The organism is Paenibacillus pinisoli, assembly GCF_003605435.1.
GTDB classification, from domain to species: Bacteria; Bacillota; Bacilli; order Paenibacillales; family Paenibacillaceae; genus Pristimantibacillus; species Pristimantibacillus pinisoli.
The window spans coordinates 222456-241038 of record NZ_QXQB01000006.1 but is presented as its reverse complement, the minus strand read 5'-3'; the positions used below and the strand labels follow the sequence as shown (position 1 = coordinate 241038).

Below are 18583 nucleotides of genomic sequence, written 5' to 3'. Positions count from 1 at the left end.
CAGTTAATAAGGGCGCCGCTCCACTTCCACACCTTCCGGAATCGTTAAGATCAGATTGGGATTGAGCCAATCCGACGACAGCACACCGCTCTTCATATCGGGCGAGTTCACAAACACATACAGGGTAGAGCCCGCAATATTCGTATGAAGAAGCTCGTTCTGATTCGTTATAGGCTCCGTCGAGCGATAACGAATCTGCCCGATAAGCTGAAGCTCATTCACCTTCGCTTCCTCCCAAGTCACATACAGGGCAGACTGTAGAACCATTTTTTTGATCCCCTCCGGCACTGCAATCTTCTCGCTTTCTACATAGGCGGTTCGAGTGGTCATATTGACCTCCCGCTGCAGCTCGCCATAGATCCCGGACGACATCAGCATAGCCAGCACCAGGCTCCCCGCGCCAAGCAAACCCACAAAAAACACGCTAAGCCAATCATACCGGACGATTGTATTCGATTTCCCGGCTGTCCTCAAATAAATCAGAAGCTCTACCCCAAGCAATACAAATACGACGGGTGCCACCCATAGCAGCAGCTTGTACGCCTCTGTATCCTGCCAGATGGATACGGCAAAGGCGGTGCCGATCAGAATGAGCGTAATCCCCATCGACAGGGAGCCGACTCGCCACTCCCGCTCAGCCGGCTTCGGAGCCGCAGACGAATAGGATTCGGCAGGATACGGGTTGACAGGTCTGTTCATACTCATCCTTACATCCCCTCCCGGTCTTCAAGCCGCGGCGGAGGCTGGCTGACAGACCTTGCGCTGACGCTTGCCAAGCTGCGGCTGCCGAACGCAAGACGAAGGCCGATGACAATCATGACGAAAGCGATGACAGCAGTCGGCAGCATATATTTGTACTGTGCATATTGATGGTACAACTCCGGCCAGCTCCTGAAGACAACGCCTAGCAGGATACGATCGACAATGAAGTAAATTCCAAACCCAAGCAGGCCAAGACCGAGCCAACGCTGATAAGGGACGACCGCAGGCAATAGCGGCTCATCGGTCAACTGCTGGCGGCCATAACGAGATAGCTGGGCCAGCGCATCGAAAAAGGCGAAGAACCAGAATAGCGGCAGCAGGAACAAAAAGAGCGACAGCCGCAAATTGTCCATAATATAGATGGCGAGAAGGAAACCGCCCATCAGCTGCAAACCTCTCTTTTGCAAGCCGAGATACAGATGTCCCGCTCCCGGGAAGATGGCCAGTGCGATTGTGAATACCCGATTCTTCTGTCCGGAGGCAATATGGCTCTCGATGCCCTCGAACAACGATTTATCCTCCAGGGCTTCTCCGCGCATCTTCTGCTGCACAAGGCTGGAGGCGTCGAACATGCTGTAGATCCAGATGACAGGAAGCGCCAGCAGGAACACCAGCATCGAACCCGAACCGGTGATAAAGCTAAGAAAGAGCGTAATCGCAAACAGTCCTACGAACGACACCATAAACGTAATGCCTCTTTGCATCAAGCCCAAATTCATATGTCCAAGTCCGGGGATGATCGACATCATGATTGTCTTGCTTCTTAATTGTTCCAGCTCATAGTCGGGACGTTGTCCATAGCCGGGTCCTGGCCCTGGGGCTCCTTGCTGGCTGTATGATGCGCCTTGGAAGCCCGGCGAGCCGTATGGAGGCGGCGGAGCCGCACCGGACCCATGGCCCCCTGCATATTCACCGTGCGGCATATAGCCATGCGCCTGCGGCGGCAAAAACACTTTGCCGGATACAAGCGTAATGATCATGTCCAGCATATTGGCAAAGCCGAATACGGCAGCGACGAACAACAGAAAGATCACAAATTCCTCATTGCTATAGCCTCCGCTGACGGCCAAAATAAACAGCGCCAACGCCAGCGAGCCGAAAAATCCTCCCCCATACAACACGCCGCGAATCGGCCGTCTTAGATAAAAATGCCCTGCGCCAGGTATAAAAGATAAGAAAAACGCAACAAGCGGGCTTTTATTCACCATACCCTATACTTCCTTTCACTCGATTATTTGAACCGCCACGATTGAATGCCGTCAAGCCAATTCCCTGCCTGATCCACCAGCCGATCCGACCAGGTAGGCTCCGTCATCCATTCCGCTCCGACGTGCTGCGGCGGGATATTGCTCCGGTCTTTCTCCTGCAATTGCTGCAAGGACTCGGAGAAGCTGGTTAAAGCGCCTGTCGCCAGCAGCATCAGCGTGATAGAAGCTGCGATAGTATAATGCACAGCCGGGTGCTGCAGCCATGAGCCGCGTTCTCGCCGCGGGTGTCTCTGTGCTTGCTTCTCTTTCTCTTGCTGCGTCTCGCTATGCGCTTCCTGCAGCTCTTCGGCAGGCTTCGGCGGTTCTTCAGCCCGTTCCACTTTCAAAGCTGCAGGCATTCGGTCCCGTTCAAGAGAAGGTACAACTTTGATGGATGGGAAGGATTCCTCTTCTTGCAGTTCATCCGTGCGCATCAGGGCAGCCATGACCGTATCTTCTATACGCGCCAAGTCGGGCATGCCGGCTTCCATCCACAATGGATCGTCTGCCTGATCGGCCTCCTCCATCATGGCCATGAACCGCCATAGGCAGCCCTCGCATACTTCCAGCTCCGCGTCCGCCCTTTCACGCTCACCCTGCATCAGTTCATTGCGGATATATCTCCGCAACTGCTCATCTGTCAGATGTCCTGTTTCCATTCCATTCATTCAAAGTCCTCCTTTCGCCAATGCTGCCTCATCCAGTTCCGGGCGCGGTAGAGCCTGGATTCCACGCTTTTGCGCTCCAGCCCTGTTTCGACTGCAATTTGCTCGTAGGTTTTCTCCTCTATATAAAAAGCATGTATAACTTCGCGATAATGATCCGGCAGCTCGTCAACCTTTGCATGTATGTACCTAAGCTCCTCCGCGCGCAGCGCAATCGATTCTGCTGCAGGAGCCGGCAGGGCGTTTAGCATACCTTCCGCCTCATATTCCGTCTGCTGCCCTTCTACTGCATCCTGCTCCATAAGCTGCTCTGGCCTTCTGGCCTTGCTCCGCTTGAAATCAATTGCCCGATTAACGGCAATTCGGGTAATCCAGGTCTTCAGCCCATCCATACGATAGTTCGGGAGAGAGCGATAGATGAGCAGAAGAACCTCTTGCGTCACGTCTTCCGCATCATGCGGCGAATGCAGCACGGCATAGACGGTTTTGTAGATATAAGCCCCATAGGCTTGCACGAACGGTCGATATTGCTCGGGCCCGCCGTCACGCACTGCTATGAGCCATGCTTCATCATGAATTGCGCTCTCCTCCCTTCCCATACAATAGACGTCGGCGGCTTATTGAAACCCTGCGCGGTTAATCATTTTTTTCAGACAAACAGATACCTGGTTCATTCTACAGCGCATCCTTCAGATCCCGCAACACTCTCTGAGACGTTAATTGCTGGATCCCGCGCAAATCAGGGTGGACCGATTTCCCTAATCCTTGTATAATTCCCCAAAAAGGAAACAGAGGAGGACTGCCATGATTACATACCCGCAATTGAGGCCAAATGCGGCGATTGGCGTTACAGCACCGTCATCCGGCGTGCAGGCAGAGCTGCACGGCATATTGCTCGAAGCGATCGCCAAGTTGAAAAATGAAGGATTCGACGTCATCCCGGGAGAGACACCATGGACGCAGCACAAAGCCAAGTCCTCCTCAGCTGCGCGGAGAGCCGCGGAGCTGAATGCCATGATGGCGGACACCAACATCGGCATGATCATTCCGCCTTGGGGCGGAGAGCTGCTCATCGAGCTATTGGAGCATCTGGATTTCGCCAGCTATCCGGCAAAGTGGCTGCTGGGCTACTCCGATACGAGCATTCTGCTGCTTGCCATGACACTCCGCACGGGAATCGCAACGGCGCATGGCACGAATCTGGTAGATTTGCGCGGCGAATATTGGGATGAGACGACCGCTGCATGGCTTCAGGCACTGCGCACGAAGACCGGCGAGTCCATCGTCCAGCAATCTTCCCCTCTCTTTCAGAGGGAATGGGACTTTGAGACGCCATCGCCTTGCGTCTTCCACCTGACGGAGCCTACAAGCTGGAAGAGCATCACCGGCAGACCCGTGCATATGTCGGGACGCTTGCTCGGCGGCTGTATCGATATCGTCCGCCATCTCGCTGGCACGCCATTCGGCGATATCGCCGCATTCCGGAAGCGGCATATCCCAGGCGATCCGATTATATGGTATTTCGAGAACTGCGAATTGCGGACGACCGACCTGAAGCGGTCGCTTGTGCAGCTGAAGCTGGCGGGATGGTTCGAGCACTGCTCAGGCCTCATGTTCGGCAGAAGCGCGGCCAATGCGCCCGTAGAAGACTACGTAATCGAGGATGTATACCGTGATCTGGCGGAGGAGCTTGGCATACCGGTCATCTACGATATCGATTGCGGACATGTCCCGCCCCAGATCACGTTCATTAACGGAGCTTATGCGGAAATCGCCGTAACGGATGGCAAAGGGACGGTTACACAATACTTCAGGCCTTAATATTGGACGGCTATTCCCATACAGCAAAGACCCGGCTCACCAGAGCCGGGTCTTTGCTGTATGCTAACTATTCTTATCCGCCCAGAGCATCCTTCAGCTCGGCCGGCGTACGCTCCCACCATTCCGCATTGTGCTCGACCAGAAGCTTGCGAAGCGCCGCTTTCTCTTCATCGCCAAGGTTATCCACCATATAACGGCGCTTGAGCGCGGAGTCAAGGCGATTCACATGGTCGGCGAGAATCTTCCAGCCCCGTCTCGCCTCGGTATCAATCAGCATCTCGCATGCGGTCGCGCCCGCATAATACGAACCTTCCTCATTGCGTCCTACCGCTACCCAGACGATCCAGCACTGGCGGCCGTTCGGCGTATCTTCTTTATTCGGCGTGAACTTGATGCCCCGCTCAATCTTGCTCTTCGCATGCATGGCCCCAACATCGATATAAGCGACGCCTTGGTCAATCATTACGCAAGCCACATCGCTAAGATCGATGGAGCCTGCTCCAAAACCTTTATGTTTCTTGTTGCTCACTACGTTGAGCGACAAGGATTTCTTCTCTTTTACCTCCGGCTGAGCCGGCGTATTTTCTTGCTCCGTCATGCTTATCCCACCTTCCCATACAATAATTCCATTTTAGCTAATAATCTTGGAATTGCAAACATATACATGCTTTAGATGCTTGTCAACGGGAGGGAAACGTTCAATGACTCCACGCTATTTCAAACGGATTTTATTCGGTTCGCTCGCAGTCGTCTTCCTCGTCATCTCGATGAGGTACGGCTTCGGAGAAGCATGGCTATCTCAATATACGTATGCGCTAGCCCCCGCCGCCGATGTCATGCAGACTTCGCCTGTCCCAAATTCGGCCAAGCCGCAAGTTGTCCAGCAGCCGGATACGGCTATGCCGCCCAAGCCGCAGCCGCTGAGCAAGCGGGTAGTCGAATACCACATTAACGTCTCGCTGCGCGATGACGGCCAACATCTGGACGGGTCCCAGGACGTCACCTGGACCAACCCAGGCAAAAAAACGGTGTCCGAGCTCTACTTTCATTTGTATCCGAACGCCTTCCAATCTCCCAAGACCACTTTCATGACCGAGTCTCACGGCATGCTGCGCAAGGATAAGGCGACACCGAACAGCAGAAGCCATATCAAGCTGCTGACCCTGGAGACGCTTGAAGGCGAGAGCCTGCTTCCGCGCCTGCAGTATACGCAGCCCGATGATGGCAACTCGAGTGACTATACGCTAGCTAGACTGCGGCTCCCGGAGCCCGTGCCTCCCGGCAAATCCGTCACGCTTCGGATGAGCTACGAGGTGAAGCTGCCGGAGATATTCGCGAGAATGGGCTACTCCGGAGACTTCATCATGGCGGGCCAGTGGTTTCCGAAGCTCGCTGTCTATGAGACGCAAGGCACAAGAGGCCGCACCTCCGAAGGGTGGAACGTGCACCAGTATCACGGCAACTCGGAGTTTTACAGCGACTTCGGCATCTACAGCGTACGAATTCAAGTGCCGGAGACGTATACGGTCGCGGCTACCGGCTTCCAGACCAAGTCAATCGTTCAGCAGGACGGCAAAAAGCTCTTCCAATTCTATGCCGAGGATGTCCACGACTTCGCTTGGGCCGCATCGCCGAACTTCGTCTATGAGGAAGCCGCATTTTCGGACAAAGGCATACCGGGAGTAAGGATCAAGCTGTATCTCGATCCGTCGCATGCCGAGCTGAAGGACCGCTACATGCATGCGGCCAAGTCCGCGCTGGCGAATTACTCCAGATGGTACGGGAGCTATCCTTACAATACGCTGTCGGTTGTCGTCCCGCCGAAGGGAGCGGCCGGCGCTGGCGGCATGGAGTATCCGACGCTTATTACAGCGTTTGCCGCCGAGGTCGGCAACCCCGGTTATGAGCTGGAGCGCACGGTCGTCCATGAGATCGGCCACCAGTTCTGGTACGGCATGGTCGCTTCCAATGAATTTGAGGAAGCATGGCTGGATGAAGGGTTCACCTCCTATGCTGAGGACAAAGTGATGGAGGCAGCCTACGGCATTCAGCCGAACCTCCGCCTTGAAGCGAGTTACATGACTCATCCCGCGCCGCTTAGACAGCCGTCTTGGGCATACAACAACCATCTTCACTACGCCGAGAATGTGTACATGCGTGCCAAGCTGGTGCTGGTGGATATAGAGAACAAGGTCGGAAGCAAGCAGATGAACCGCATCATGAGGACCTACTTCCAGAAGTATAAATTCAAGCATCCGTCTACCGCTGACTTCCAGCGTGTCGTGGAGCAGGTTACAAAAGCCGATTGGACTGAATATTTCAATCAGTTCGTATACAGCAACCGGATGGCCGACTTCTCGGTCGATGCCATCGATGTCAAGTCCGTTGACCGGGAGGGTGGCCAGCTGTACGAATCTACCGTGCTCATCAGGAAGAACGGCGGCACGACAGGGCCGATTCCGATCCTGTTCAAGTTCACTGACGGAACGACCATGACGAAGGAATGGGCCGGCGACGAATCCCATATCCAATACACTGAAGTGACAGCCGCGCCGCTGGAGTGGGTATCGATCGACCCTGATCATACCAATGTGCTGGACAACAAGCTGATCAACAACTTCATGATGGCCGAGCTTCCGAGCGAGACCCGCACCAGATGGAATGTCGGGGTATCCAAGTTCATTCAAGGCGTCTTAGGCGCATTCGGCTGGTAGCAGCCCGCCTGCCTTCGGCAAGTATTCGCTTTTTCAAGGAGAGATCGAGATGAAACAAAACATGTTGCAAGGCTGGCGGCTGGCATTCCGGCATATGAACCTTGTCATCCTGCTGTTCTTGTACCAGCTGTTGTGGGGCTTCCTTCTCTACCGCACCATCGACGATACGGTATCTCCGCTGCTCAGGCGGTTCCCTGCCGCTGCTCCAACCGAGCAAGCCGTTCAGTCATTCCTGGCGGAAGCCCAATTTCAGCTGTTCAAGACAGATCTGATTACGCCTTATCTCTGGCTGCTTGGAGGGCTGTTCCTGGCCCGCATGCTGCTGACTCCGCTATTTAATGCCGGATTGCTCTACTCCCTCCATCATCAGTATGCGCGCGGCGAGGGAACGCGCATCGTAGAGGGCATCCGCAAGACCTGGAAGCCCATTATGCTGCTGTACTGGAGCAGCACCGCCCTTATGCTGGCTCCAGCATGGTGGTTATTGCCAAAGTGGATTGATGCGCTGAGACACGGACTTTCGCCGGCCTTCCTGTCTGCCGTTGCGCCGGGAGCCGTCATCTGGCTGCTCTGGATTGCTGTCATTCATCTATTATTTCTCTCCATGCAGTTCGGCGCTGTCTCCGGCGAAGGCATATTCCCTGCATTGTGGCGCTCCGTAAGACGCTTCTTTCCCTATGCAGCAATCTCTCTGATCATGTGGGGCATCGTAGCGCTGCTTGGGCTGGCCATCACGAGCATGTCGATGATCTGGGCAGGCTTGTTCGCCCTCATCGTGCATCAGGGCTACCCGCTTATCCAGACGCTGCTTCGGGTATGGACGATCGCCTCGCAGTACAATTGCTTGAATTCCGATCAATCGTCTTGATCCATGAAAGAAGCTGCTTCCTCTGGCTTTGCGCCTGCCGGGAAGCAGCTTCTTTGATTGCGGCCGTTATGCCGCGATTGTTGCTTTCAAGTGTCTGGCCTTGCGAATGCGGATCGACATGAGGGATGCCAGCAAACATAAAAAGCCAGCGGCTACGAAAGCCACGGTATAGCTTCCCAGCGCTTCGCGCACTACCCCTGCGCCATAAGCTGCGAGCGATGCTCCGAGCTGATGGGCTACGAGAACCCAGCCGAATACCATTCCTGCCTTCTCCTTGCCGAATGCGTCGGATGCAAGCTTGGCCGTTGGCGGCACGGTCGCAATCCAGTCCAGCCCGTAGAAGACCGAGAAAATGAGCAGCTGCGTATAACCCGTACCTAGCGCATAAGGCAGGAAGATTAACGATAAACCTCTGAGCCCGTAATACCAGAACAGCAGCCAGCGGCTGTCGAAGCGGTCTGTCAGCCAGCCGGACATCGTCGTGCCAATCAGATCGAACAGTCCCATCAATGACAGCAGTCCCGCAGCGATGACGATCGGGATGCCAAAGTCTCCGCAGGCCGGTATGAGATGCGTTCCAATCAGGCCATTGGTAGAAAAACCGCATAAGAAGAAGGTTCCCGCGAGCAGCCAGAACGTTCCGCTTTTCGCTGCTGAGACAAGCACCTTAATCGGCGTGGTGAACAAGTTGCCCGTGAACGGAGCCGGCTTCTCCACATGCTCCTCGCCAAGCGCTGGCTGTCCGATATCAGACGGGTGATTTTTCATGCCCAGTACCACTAACGGAACCAGCAGCAGAAGTGCTCCAGCAACAAGATAGATAGAGAATCTCCAGCCCATCGTATCAACCGCTTGTGCCAATAGCGGCAAAAAGATCAGCTGTCCCGTCGCCGCACTGGCTGTCAGCAATCCGATGACCAGTCCTTTATGCTTGACGAACCAGCGATTCGCTACCGTTACGCCAAGCACATTGGCCAGCGATCCGGTACCTAGCCCGACAAGTACGCCCCACAACACAATATACTGCCATACCTCGGTCATCATAGGAGTGACGAGGATGCTTGTGACCAGCAGGGCAATCGAGATGACCATCATTTTTTTGATGCCGAATTTCAGCATGAACGCTGCTGCGAACGGCCCCATCAAGCCGTAAAGCAAGATACGGATGGACGCTGCCGCCGATACCGCTCCACGATCCCAGCCGAATTCATCCTCCAGCGACAGCATAAGCACACTTGGCAGCGAATTGATCGCAGCCGATACAAGCAGCGTTAGGAACACAACTCCTACTACAATCCATCCGTAATACAAACGCGAAGTACGTTGACCACTGTTCATTCCCGATTTCATCCTATCCCTCTGTATGAGATTATTTATATATGCAGCTTTCTTTTTGCAACCAATTCAGTTACATTAATGACCGTAAAAAATGAATGAATGGCTCTATTTGAAAAACTATTGTACCTGCGCGTTTATCATAATCTCCTGATACACTTCCTCCAATGTGGTTGCGGCAAGCTCATTGCGGAAGGCCTGCTCGGCCCGGTCATAATACATTTTTAACGTCGGCTTAATGCCTCTGCCTACCGGACAATTATCATTGGGCTCGCTATGATGAAGCTCCTGAAGCGGACCTCCATTTACAGCATCATATACACACAGAAGCGTAATATCGCTTGCTTCCTTGGCCAGCTTCCAACCGCCGTTGACGCTGCCTCGGCGAACCTGAACCAAGCCTGATTTGTTCAACGCGGACAAAATTCGTCTGATGAATACAGGGTTCGTATTAACGCTCCGTGCAATGACTTCGGAAGAGATATAGGCATCTGTCCGGTCTGCCTCATACCGGATACGCGACAGAATGTGCAGTGCAATGGTGGACTGACTATTGGCGCTCATGCTATCCCTCCTTAATAGAACCATAATAGTTACAATTGATCCCGCTGTCAATAACATATTGGAGCAATGCCAGCAGCCAGCCTCAATCAGATTCGAATGACGCCGGCATAATACAAGAGGACCAGCAAGACCAGCACTGGCGCTACGAACCGCAGCATGAACAGCCATATCCGAAACCACGCCTGCGATAACCTTGCTTCATCCGCCACCCCTTTCCAGACGTACCCGGCAAAAATCGTAATAACCAGTCCGCTAATAGGCAGCACCACGTTGGAGCATACAAAGTCCACCCAATCGAACAAGGCTCGCCCGCCAAAAGAAAGCCAAGGATCTTCGCCAAGCGACAGCGCTGAAGGAACTCCCGCAAGGAAGCACAGCAGGCCCACAAGCATAACAGCGACAGGACGGCTCCATCCAAAAGTCTCGCTGGCGTAAGCAACCGGCACCTCAAGCACGGAGACTGCCGACGTAATTGCCGCAAAAGCAAGCAGCACAAAAAACAAGCCGCCGAACACCGCGCCGAGCGGCATTGCGGAGAAAGCGGCCGGCAGCGCAATAAAGACTAGACCCGCTCCTTGCGTCGGTTCAATGCTGAACACGAAGATGGTCGGGAAGATAATAAGCCCCGCTAATAAGGCATACAGAACGTTGCCTACGCCCACGGCGATAGTCGCTTTGCCTAGCGACTGGCTTTTTTGGACATATGCGCCGTACGTAACCATTGTGCCCATGCCCAGCGACATCGAGAAGAAGGCTTGTCCCAGCGCCACGAGAGCTGATTCCGCCGTCAGCTTGCTGAAGTCAGGCTTCAGGAAGAAGGATATGCCCTCGCCTGCTCCCTCCAGCGACAATGCCTGCACGGCCAACAGCAGCAGCAAGACGACCAGCGACGGAATCAGCACCTTATTGAATCGTTCGATGCCTTCGGATACGCCGCGTATCAGCACCAATGCCGTCACCAGCATCACAACCAGCTGCCAGCCGATCGGCAGCCAGCTATTCATGAACCGCCCGAAGAGGCCAGCGTAATCCTGGGTGGAGAACAGCTCTCCCGTAAAGCTCAGAACCGCATAATGAAGCGTCCAGCCTGCTACGATGCCATAGAAGGACATGATGAAGAAGGAGCCTGCCACCGACAAAAAGCCGAGCGCTCCCCAAGACTTGCTGCCGCTCAGCTTGGTCAGGGAGGAGGAAGCATTCCCTCGCCCGCCGCGGCCGACTGCCAGTTCAGCCAACAGAATAGGCAGGCCGACCAGCACCAGACAAACCATAAACAGCAGAAAAAAAGCGGCTCCTCCGTATTGACCCGTCACATAAGGGAACTTCCACATGTTGCCCAGTCCTACCGCGCTGCCTACAGCTGACATAATAAAGCCTGTTGAGGAGAACCGGTCGGCATGCTTATTTTGCGCCATAAAAAAACCACCCATCGCCAAAAAGATTCGGTAATGGGTAGTATGACCAACTTATTGGCCTAAGCCTCTAATTTTCTCAGGCGCAAATAATCGCCCACCATGGCAAGCCGCCATGGCACAATCATGCCGAACGCGAGCAGATAGAAGATCGCACCCGTCTGCGGGATTGTCATATACTGCTCCACCACGCTATGGAGCGATAGCCGCAGCAGAAACAGCACAAGCATAATGGCAATGAACGCTTTTGATCGGCGCACGAAGATATCGGAATTCACCTTCTCCATGCTGGTAGTGACGATAAGCGGGAATGAGAATATAAGCAGCCCCGTCCCGAAAGCCGAGAGTCCCCATAACCACGGAATATGGGTGACGGGAACGGCAAACATAATGAAGCCCGTAGCCATGCCGAGCGGCGGAATGACGATTTTCTTCAGCGTCGTCGGCCGTTTGCCCGCGCGTATGCGTATAATAATCAGACTCAGCCCTGCCAGCACCGAAAACACGATCGCACCCGTCTGTACGATTGGATTGGACCACAGCATCCTCTGCAACCTCCATTGCTTCTATGACTTACATCTCGCCCCTCTAAGCCGTGTTTTACAGCTTACAGCTTCTGCGCGCGGGCGTGGCGACTCTCTTAGCCGATTTTCTCAGATTTCTGCTCTACTTTCACGCGCGGGCGGCTCCCTAAGCCGACTTTCTCGGCTTGCAGCTCCGCTCTCCCACACAGCCTACTTATTCCGACAAATTTACCTAATTATTAGTTTAACCTCAGCCATGCTCGTAATCAAATACGTTGTGTACATTCCCCTCACACTCACCTAGACAACCTCTAATTTGTTACGAACATTCCGCTTCTAAGCGAGATACGTGTATCCTCGGCAATCGTACTGCAATGGCTTAAATCAGGCACACATACTCAAACGCAAAAGCAGCGGCTTCTGTGCGAGGTGCCGCACAAAAACCGCTGCCAATAAACTTATATATGAATAGCTTGCAACTTACGCTTGGACATGCCCCTGAGGGATGAACTTGCTGATATCCACATCAAGCTCTTCGGAAAGCTTCGTTCCGAGCGTCCGGTCGGCGCGGAAGAAGTTGCAGATTGCGCGCAAGCGAATTTCGTCGTTCGTCGCCTTCAAATCGTTGACCAGGTTGGATACGAGATTGCGCTGCTGCTCCTCCGGCAAACTGCGGTAGCGCTCGCCCGCCTGTGTGAAATCGTCCGTCTTGTCGATTCTCTGACGACCTGCGTTCCCTTGAAGCGGAATGGACGAATCCTGATATGCTGCGTCCTCCTTCGGACTGCCGGAATCGCTGTTCGGCTCGTAATTGACCGGCGAAGGATCAGCTTTCATCGTCATCGCTCCGTCGCGCTGATAATTGCGCACAGGCGCATATGGGCAATTGACCGGGATGTTCAAGTAGTTGGCTCCAAGCCGGTAACGCTGCGTATCCGGATACGAGAACAGTCTGCCCTGCAGCAGCTTATCCTCCGATGGCTCGATGCCCGGCACCAATACGCTAGGGGCGAATGCCGACTGCTCCACTTCCGAAAAATAATTGAGCGGATTGCGGTTCAGCGTCATCGTGCCTACCTTGCGAAGCGGATACATATCCTCCGGCCAGATCTTGGTCGGATCTAGCGGGTCAAATGCATAACGATCGACATGCTCGACCGGCATCAACTGCACATGCAACTCCCACTCCGGGTAATTGCCAAGCTCGATTGCCTCATACAAATCACGGGTAGCGTGGTTAAAATCTTTTGCCTGCGTCTCCGCAGCTTCCTTCGCGGTAAAGTTGCGCACGCCTTGCAGCGACTTCCATGTGTACTTGACATACGTTTGCTTGCCTGCCGCGTTAATCCACTTGTACGCATGTACGCCAAAGCCGTCCATCTCGCGATAGGACGCAGGCGTTCCATCATCGGAGAACAGCCAGGTCAGCATATGTGTTGATTCGGGTGACAGCGTCATAAAGTCCCAATAGCGCGCCGGCTCCTGAATGTTCGTGTTCGGAGCAGGCTTCAGGGAGTGCACCATATCAGGGAACTTGAGGGCATCGCGGATAAAAAAGACCGGGAGATGGTTCCCCACCAGATCGTAGTTGCCTTCCTGTGTATAGAACTTCACGGCAAAGCCGCGCGGATCGCGAGCCGTCTCGGGAGAGCCGGTGCCATGGATAACCGTTGAGAATCGCACGAATACCGGAGTCTCAGTACCCGCGGCACCCAGGAAATGTGCCTTCGTATGCTCCTCCATGCTGTTCTCCAGCCGGAATACGCCGTGGGCTCCAGCCCCGCGCGCATGCACGACACGCTCCGGAATGCGCTCACGATCGAAATGCGCAATCTTCTCTAGCAAATGATAGTCTTCTAGCAAAGTAGGGCCGCGCTGCCCTGCCGTTCTGGAGTTTTGATTATCGCCTACAGGCGCGCCTTGATTGGTCGTCAATCGATTGTCCATTATATCCACCTCATCAGTTATATATTTAGACTTGATCTAAATCTTTAAACTAATTGTAACTTCACGGTGTCCGGTTGTCATGAAATCATGATGAACGGTGCATGAACATTAGATGAACGCATTTAAGAACGGAGTTGAAAGTTCATCGGTGCGCTAACGCCAAGCAAATAAACCGGTTAATGCAAGCCGTCATCCGCAAGCCTGTAGCCCGCTCCGCGGACCGTCACGATATAACGGGGCGATACAGCGCTGTCCTTCAGCTTCTTGCGCAGCGTCTTGATGTGCACATCGACCACATTGCTGCCGCCGTAGAACTGCGAGCCCCAGACGTCATCCAGCAGCATCTCTCTCGTCAGCACAGACCCGTCGGAATGGATAAAATACAGCAGCAAGTCGTATTCCGTCTTCGTCAGCTCGACTCGCACGCCTGACCGCTCCACCTTCATCTTGCGCAGATCGACGCGAATATCCTTGAAGACGCGTATGTCTTCCAAGCTGCCTGCTTGAGCTGGGCGATTCTCCAGCATGCTATGGATGCGGCTTAGCGCCTCCTCGGGCAGGGCCGGCCACTTCAGCAGCTCAGCGCCAGGGAACTCCTCGTCCTTATGCTCTTCGAAAGAAGGAGCGTCCAGCAGCACAAGCACCGGAACATGATAGTCCCTCGCATCAGCCAGCAGCTCAGCGCCCCCTTCCAGCGTATGGCCTTCAGACGGCAGCGGCAGCGGCAAGGCATCGTATACAAGCAGCTCCGGCTGCAGCGCTGGCAGCATGCCCTTATTGAATTCATGCAAAGAGAATACATCAAAGCATTCAGCCGACAGAGCTACCAGCAGACTGCGCACCCGGTCGGGCAGCGGACTGATAATCATTACCCTCTGCGTCAAGGAACAGAGCATGCCCGTCTGCGAAGACGGGTCCGTCATGAAGTTTTGCTCGCGCACGTCCCGCACACCCCCTCGAGAACGACATGGGCATGCTCAATGCGGTATCCGGTTTCCTTCGCCACGCTTGCCATCCATTCTGCAGGCACGTCGGCCAATACCTCGTCCACTCGCCCGCACTTCACGCACATAATATGCTGATGATCTTCCATTCTGGCATCGTAGCGGCTTACCGCCTCCCCTAGCTTCAGCTCACGAATGAGTCCGACATCCGTCAAGTAGCGAAGAGAATTATAGACTGTGCCATAAGCAAAGTTATGGCCGTTGCTGCGCAATCTCTCAATCACATCTGCCGCTGTCGGGTGGTCGAACGCCTGCTGTACAACCTCGTACACGGCTTTCCTCTGTATAGTTAAGTTTATTTTGTTCATGACTTCTTCATGCCGCCTTCGTAATATGATTTTAGACTAAGTATAAATTCATATCCGGGCACCGTCAACCGTCCCCATTTCTTAACGCCAACGTAACGATTTTGACACATCTATGAGTTGTCTGAATATTTACAAAATTAAAATAATAGGCTATAATAGAGTCATAACAAACGAGAGGGGATAGTCCATTGAAGTAGGTTAGCGAAGCGTGTTCCACTAACGCGGGAAGGAGCCAGCCGTATCAGGAGCATGCGGGAACTCAGTGCAGTTGGATAGGTTGGAAGTGGATAGTACGGAAGCGGTTAATACATGAGCAAACCTGCAACACCCTAATTCAAGTGGCTGTGCAAGCAGTAGAATGGAGCGTTTGAAGAAATTGAATAGCTGGTTTTCAGAAACGTAAAGGGATTTCGGTTATCATCGATAAGCGAAATCCCTTTTTATGTACCCGGATTATAGGATCGGACTTAGCAAACGGGAGATCGACTCCCTGAACCGATTGAATAGCGGCCGCTGGTCGTAATCCTCCTGAGTCAGCATTCGGGAATGCAGCACATCCTCCTCGAAGATATCGATTAGCCGCGCAGCCGTCTCTTCATCATAGATGAACGCATTCATTTCGAAGTTAAGCTTAAAGCTGCGTATATCCAGATTGGCCGTTCCGACGGATGCGGTCTTGCCGTCCACCACCAGCGTCTTGGCATGAAGGAAGCCCTTCTCGTACAGATAGACCTGCACCCCGCTTTTCAGCAGCTCACCCAGATAAGAATGCGTTGCCCAATAAACGAAGAAGTGATCAGGCTTGCTCGGGAGCATAATGCATACCTTGACCCCGGACAGCGCCGCGATACGCAAAGCCGTCATCAAACTTTCATCCGGTACAAAGTAAGGCGTCTGCAGCCTGATGGTATCTTTGGCAGAATAGATCATCTTAATGTACGCATTCTTGATCTCCTGATACTCCGTATCCGGTCCGCTCGCGACCAGCTGCATGCCGATCTTGCTGCCCACAAAAGGAACAACGGGGAAATACGATTCGCTCAGATTGATGCGCCCGGAGGATGCGAGGTTCCAGTCCATCAGAAACTGCGCTTGCATCTGCAAGACAGCGCCGCCCTTCACCTTCAGATGCGTATCCCGCCATTCTCCAAAATGCTTGTTCAGGCCCAAATACTCGTCGCCGATGTTGAACCCGCCTATGTAACCGACCTGGCCGTCAATAATAGCAAGCTTCCGATGATTGCGGTAGTTGATCTTCAAATTCAAGTACGGTATGCGCGAAGGGAAGAACGCCGCTTCCATCCCGCCTGCCTCGCGAAGCTCCTGAAAAAACTTTCTCGGCAAGTTCGAGCTGCCGATATGGTCGTACAGGAACCGGACCTCGACGCCCTGCGCCGCCTTCTTCGTCAGCGCCCCGACCAGTTTCCTTCCCAGCGCATCATCGCGAACAATATAATACACCAGGTGAATATGATGCTGAGCCGCCTCTATATCCGCGATCAGCGCGTCGAACTTCTGATTGCCCTCGGTAAAGATCTCAATAGAATTATTGCTCGTATACAGGGCATAGCTCGTAATCAGGTTCATGTAGATCATGTCCTGATAGTCCGACAGATCGCTGGATTCCGGAAGCAGCCGATGCTCCAGCAAGTCTTGTCTTTGCTTCTCCAGCGTATCCTCTAATATTCGCTGATTATCCCCGAGCAGCTTGTTCAGCTGCCGCTTCCGCACCTTCTGACCCAGCACCAGATACATAATAAATCCAAGCACCGGAATAAAGAACAAAACCATCAGCCAAGCCCAAGTCGAGCTGGCATTGCGCCGCTCCAGGAATATGACGGTAATCGCCAGAAAAATGTTGAGCAGCATAATGATCAAAGAAATATTTTGGAGCATGGTAATATGCACGCTCGGCACCTCCGTGTCGCCACAAATCCGATTTGTACTAAGTATAAAAGAGGCTTTCCCTTGACCATCCTATTCATAGGAGGTGAATGGAAGATGGCAAAGGACGTATTATGTGAAGTGAACTCATGCAAGTTTTGGGCGGCAGGGAACAATTGCGCTGCGAGCAGAATCTATGTGGTCAGCAACCGCGGCAAGCAGGCCAGCCACTCCGAGGAAACCGACTGCAAAACATTTGAATCCAAAATTTAAAGAACCGCCTCACAGGCGCAGCCTCCGGACAAGCATTCATGCAATGGGACTTGCCGCTTACCGCAATGCTGCGCCACCGTTTTTCTATTGTGCGTCTGCCTTCATCTTATCATTCTTTACTGCTTTCCGCTTACCGGAACAGCGTCGTAATATTCCTCCAGCGTCGACCCGTTCGCCGCAATCTCGCCCGCCAGATCCGATCCTACATAACGCAAATGCCAAGGTTCATATTGATAGCCCGTTATATTCTGCTTCCCTTCCGGGTAGCGAATAATGAACCCGTAATCCGCCGCATATTTTTTCAACCAGTCCGCTTCCTTCGTATCGCCAAAACAATCCGCTGCTGCACACTTGCCGTCGCTGCTGGTCACGTCTACGGCCAGCCCTGTTTCATGCTCGCTAGTTCCGGGTAATGCGCTGTATGTTCTTGCTTTCTCATAGCCATCACGCTTCACATAGCGGTCGAACAATGCTTTCTGCGTCTTGTGCGATCTGTACGCCGATACGCCGGCCAGATAGATGTTATCCTTCTCAGCGCCCGCGAACAGATTCTCAAGCGCCTCGGCCGCTTCTTTGCGCATCATCCGCTTCTCGATTTTTTCATTGAAAATAAAACGGACATCGGGATAGACCAAATCGCTTGGCACGTAATCGTCAGGAAGCATATTGAAGGGATTGACTAGCGCGGCTATGCTCTCCGGCTTGCCGATTACCGCAATGGCTCCGTCTTCGCCTTTGGAGATACCGGCTTGTCCGCCGCTGGCAGAGCCAGGCTTAGTCGTGGCTGGAGGCGTTGACGCTTCCCCGCCGGAAGGCTTGTCCGTTGCAGGAGGCGTCGTCGCTTCCCCGCCGCTCGGCCCCTCTGTCGCAGGAGTCTCGGACGCCTCGCCGCCCGGTTCTTGCGGTATCTGACCGGATACCTCGCCTTCGCTCTCGCCGGAGCCGTTATCCGCTCCCTCGGCCAGCTTCGGCGGCGTCTCTGTGACCGATTCCTTCTTCTCTAGTACGGCATAAGCGCCCAGCACAACAACGACCGCCAGCGCAACCAGCATCATAAACTTACCTCTGCCCATTCTAGTTCCTCCTGTTCGTAACATGGCATATCCTATCTATTGACGTCCGCCGGCATCAGGATGATGCGACTAACGTTTGTTAATTTTCGACATTCCTGCTAAGGGCCCTTTTGCCTTTTGACAATTGGCTCCTAGAAGGAGCATAATGATAGTGGATTTACAATACGATTATAATTATAGAA

The 18583-nt window shown here is 53.6% G+C and carries 18 protein-coding genes; 4 read left to right on the top strand and 14 right to left on the bottom strand.

The annotated features are described in order from the left end of the window. Positions 1-3: 3 nt before the first annotated feature. Genes D3P09_RS23930 through D3P09_RS23915 form a run of 4 tightly spaced genes read right to left on the bottom strand, consistent with a single transcriptional unit; the run spans position 4 to position 3225 of the window. The gene (locus tag D3P09_RS23930; RefSeq protein ID WP_120113953.1) at positions 4-705 is read right to left on the bottom strand and encodes a hypothetical protein; all 702 of its coding nucleotides are present in this window, start codon (positions 703-705) and stop codon (positions 4-6) included. Between the two features lie 2 nt (positions 706-707). Further along, entirely contained in the window at positions 708-1970 is a 1263-nt protein-coding gene (locus D3P09_RS23925) for a hypothetical protein (RefSeq protein ID WP_120113952.1), read from the bottom strand. Positions 1971-1993: 23 nt separating this feature from the next. Beyond that, on the bottom strand, positions 1994-2677 hold the full coding sequence (locus tag D3P09_RS23920) for a hypothetical protein (protein ID WP_120113951.1): 684 nt from the start codon (positions 2675-2677) through the stop codon (positions 1994-1996). After that, on the bottom strand, positions 2674-3225 hold the full coding sequence (locus tag D3P09_RS23915; protein ID WP_243644438.1) for an RNA polymerase sigma factor: 552 nt from the start codon (positions 3223-3225) through the stop codon (positions 2674-2676). Before D3P09_RS23915 ends, D3P09_RS23920 begins: the two co-directional genes overlap by 4 nt. Positions 3226-3478: 253 nt before the next feature. Here D3P09_RS23915 and D3P09_RS23910 point away from each other — a divergent pair, with 253 nt between their 5' ends. Beyond that, positions 3479-4495 (top strand): S66 family peptidase, encoded by a 1017-nt coding sequence (locus D3P09_RS23910; RefSeq protein ID WP_120113950.1) that lies wholly within the window; start codon positions 3479-3481, stop codon positions 4493-4495. Between the two features lie 73 nt (positions 4496-4568). On the opposite strand, the gene D3P09_RS23905 is transcribed toward D3P09_RS23910, so the two are convergent. After that, positions 4569-5093, bottom strand: coding sequence for a YwhD family protein (locus D3P09_RS23905; protein WP_120113949.1), 525 nt, complete (start codon positions 5091-5093; stop codon positions 4569-4571). A 103-nt stretch (positions 5094-5196) separates the two neighbouring features. Between D3P09_RS23905 and D3P09_RS23900 the strand changes: the two genes are divergently transcribed. Together D3P09_RS23900 and D3P09_RS23895 are read left to right on the top strand one after the other, a co-directional pair. Next, positions 5197-7209, top strand: coding sequence for a M1 family metallopeptidase (locus D3P09_RS23900; RefSeq protein WP_120113948.1), 2013 nt, complete (start codon positions 5197-5199; stop codon positions 7207-7209). A 49-nt stretch (positions 7210-7258) separates the two neighbouring features. Continuing rightward, positions 7259-8077 carry a hypothetical protein gene (locus tag D3P09_RS23895; RefSeq protein ID WP_120113947.1) on the top strand — a complete coding sequence of 273 codons (819 nt, stop codon included), beginning with the start codon at positions 7259-7261 and terminating at the stop codon, positions 8075-8077. 66 nt (positions 8078-8143) lie between these two features. Here the strand turns inward: D3P09_RS23895 and D3P09_RS23890 are convergent, their stop codons facing one another. From D3P09_RS23890 to cls, 8 genes are all read right to left on the bottom strand, one after another. Next, a complete protein-coding gene (locus tag D3P09_RS23890; protein WP_120113946.1) occupies positions 8144-9415 on the bottom strand; it encodes an MFS transporter in 1272 nt (423 codons plus the stop codon). Between the two features lie 117 nt (positions 9416-9532). Then, complete coding sequence (locus D3P09_RS23885) at positions 9533-9976, bottom strand: Rrf2 family transcriptional regulator (RefSeq protein ID WP_120113945.1); 444 nt, start codon at positions 9974-9976, stop codon at positions 9533-9535. An 86-nt stretch (positions 9977-10062) separates the two neighbouring features. Continuing rightward, entirely contained in the window at positions 10063-11391 is a 1329-nt protein-coding gene (locus D3P09_RS23880) for a sodium-dependent transporter (RefSeq protein WP_243644437.1), read from the bottom strand. 59 nt (positions 11392-11450) lie between these two features. Then, positions 11451-11933 carry a CcdC family protein gene (locus tag D3P09_RS23875; protein ID WP_120113943.1) on the bottom strand — a complete coding sequence of 161 codons (483 nt, stop codon included), beginning with the start codon at positions 11931-11933 and terminating at the stop codon, positions 11451-11453. Between the two features lie 459 nt (positions 11934-12392). Beyond that, on the bottom strand, positions 12393-13859 hold the full coding sequence (locus tag D3P09_RS23870; RefSeq protein WP_120113942.1) for a catalase: 1467 nt from the start codon (positions 13857-13859) through the stop codon (positions 12393-12395). A gap of 176 nt (positions 13860-14035) precedes the next feature. Beyond that, positions 14036-14800, bottom strand: a complete 765-nt coding sequence (locus tag D3P09_RS23865; protein ID WP_120113941.1) for a winged helix-turn-helix transcriptional regulator — start codon at positions 14798-14800, stop codon at positions 14036-14038. Continuing rightward, positions 14779-15171, bottom strand: a complete 393-nt coding sequence (locus tag D3P09_RS23860; protein ID WP_120113940.1) for a Fur family transcriptional regulator — start codon at positions 15169-15171, stop codon at positions 14779-14781. The genes D3P09_RS23865 and D3P09_RS23860 overlap by 22 nt, the downstream gene beginning before the upstream one ends. Positions 15172-15624: 453 nt before the next feature. After that, on the bottom strand, positions 15625-17073 hold the full coding sequence (gene cls, locus D3P09_RS23855) for a cardiolipin synthase (RefSeq protein WP_243644446.1): 1449 nt from the start codon (positions 17071-17073) through the stop codon (positions 15625-15627). A 99-nt stretch (positions 17074-17172) separates the two neighbouring features. Here cls and D3P09_RS23850 point away from each other — a divergent pair, with 99 nt between their 5' ends. Continuing rightward, positions 17173-17328 carry a DUF1540 domain-containing protein gene (locus D3P09_RS23850; RefSeq protein WP_120113939.1) on the top strand — a complete coding sequence of 52 codons (156 nt, stop codon included), beginning with the start codon at positions 17173-17175 and terminating at the stop codon, positions 17326-17328. Between the two features lie 116 nt (positions 17329-17444). Here D3P09_RS23850 and D3P09_RS23845 read toward each other — a convergent pair whose 3' ends face one another. After that, on the bottom strand, positions 17445-18401 hold the full coding sequence (locus D3P09_RS23845; protein ID WP_243644435.1) for a M15 family metallopeptidase: 957 nt from the start codon (positions 18399-18401) through the stop codon (positions 17445-17447). Positions 18402-18583 lie beyond the last annotated feature (182 nt).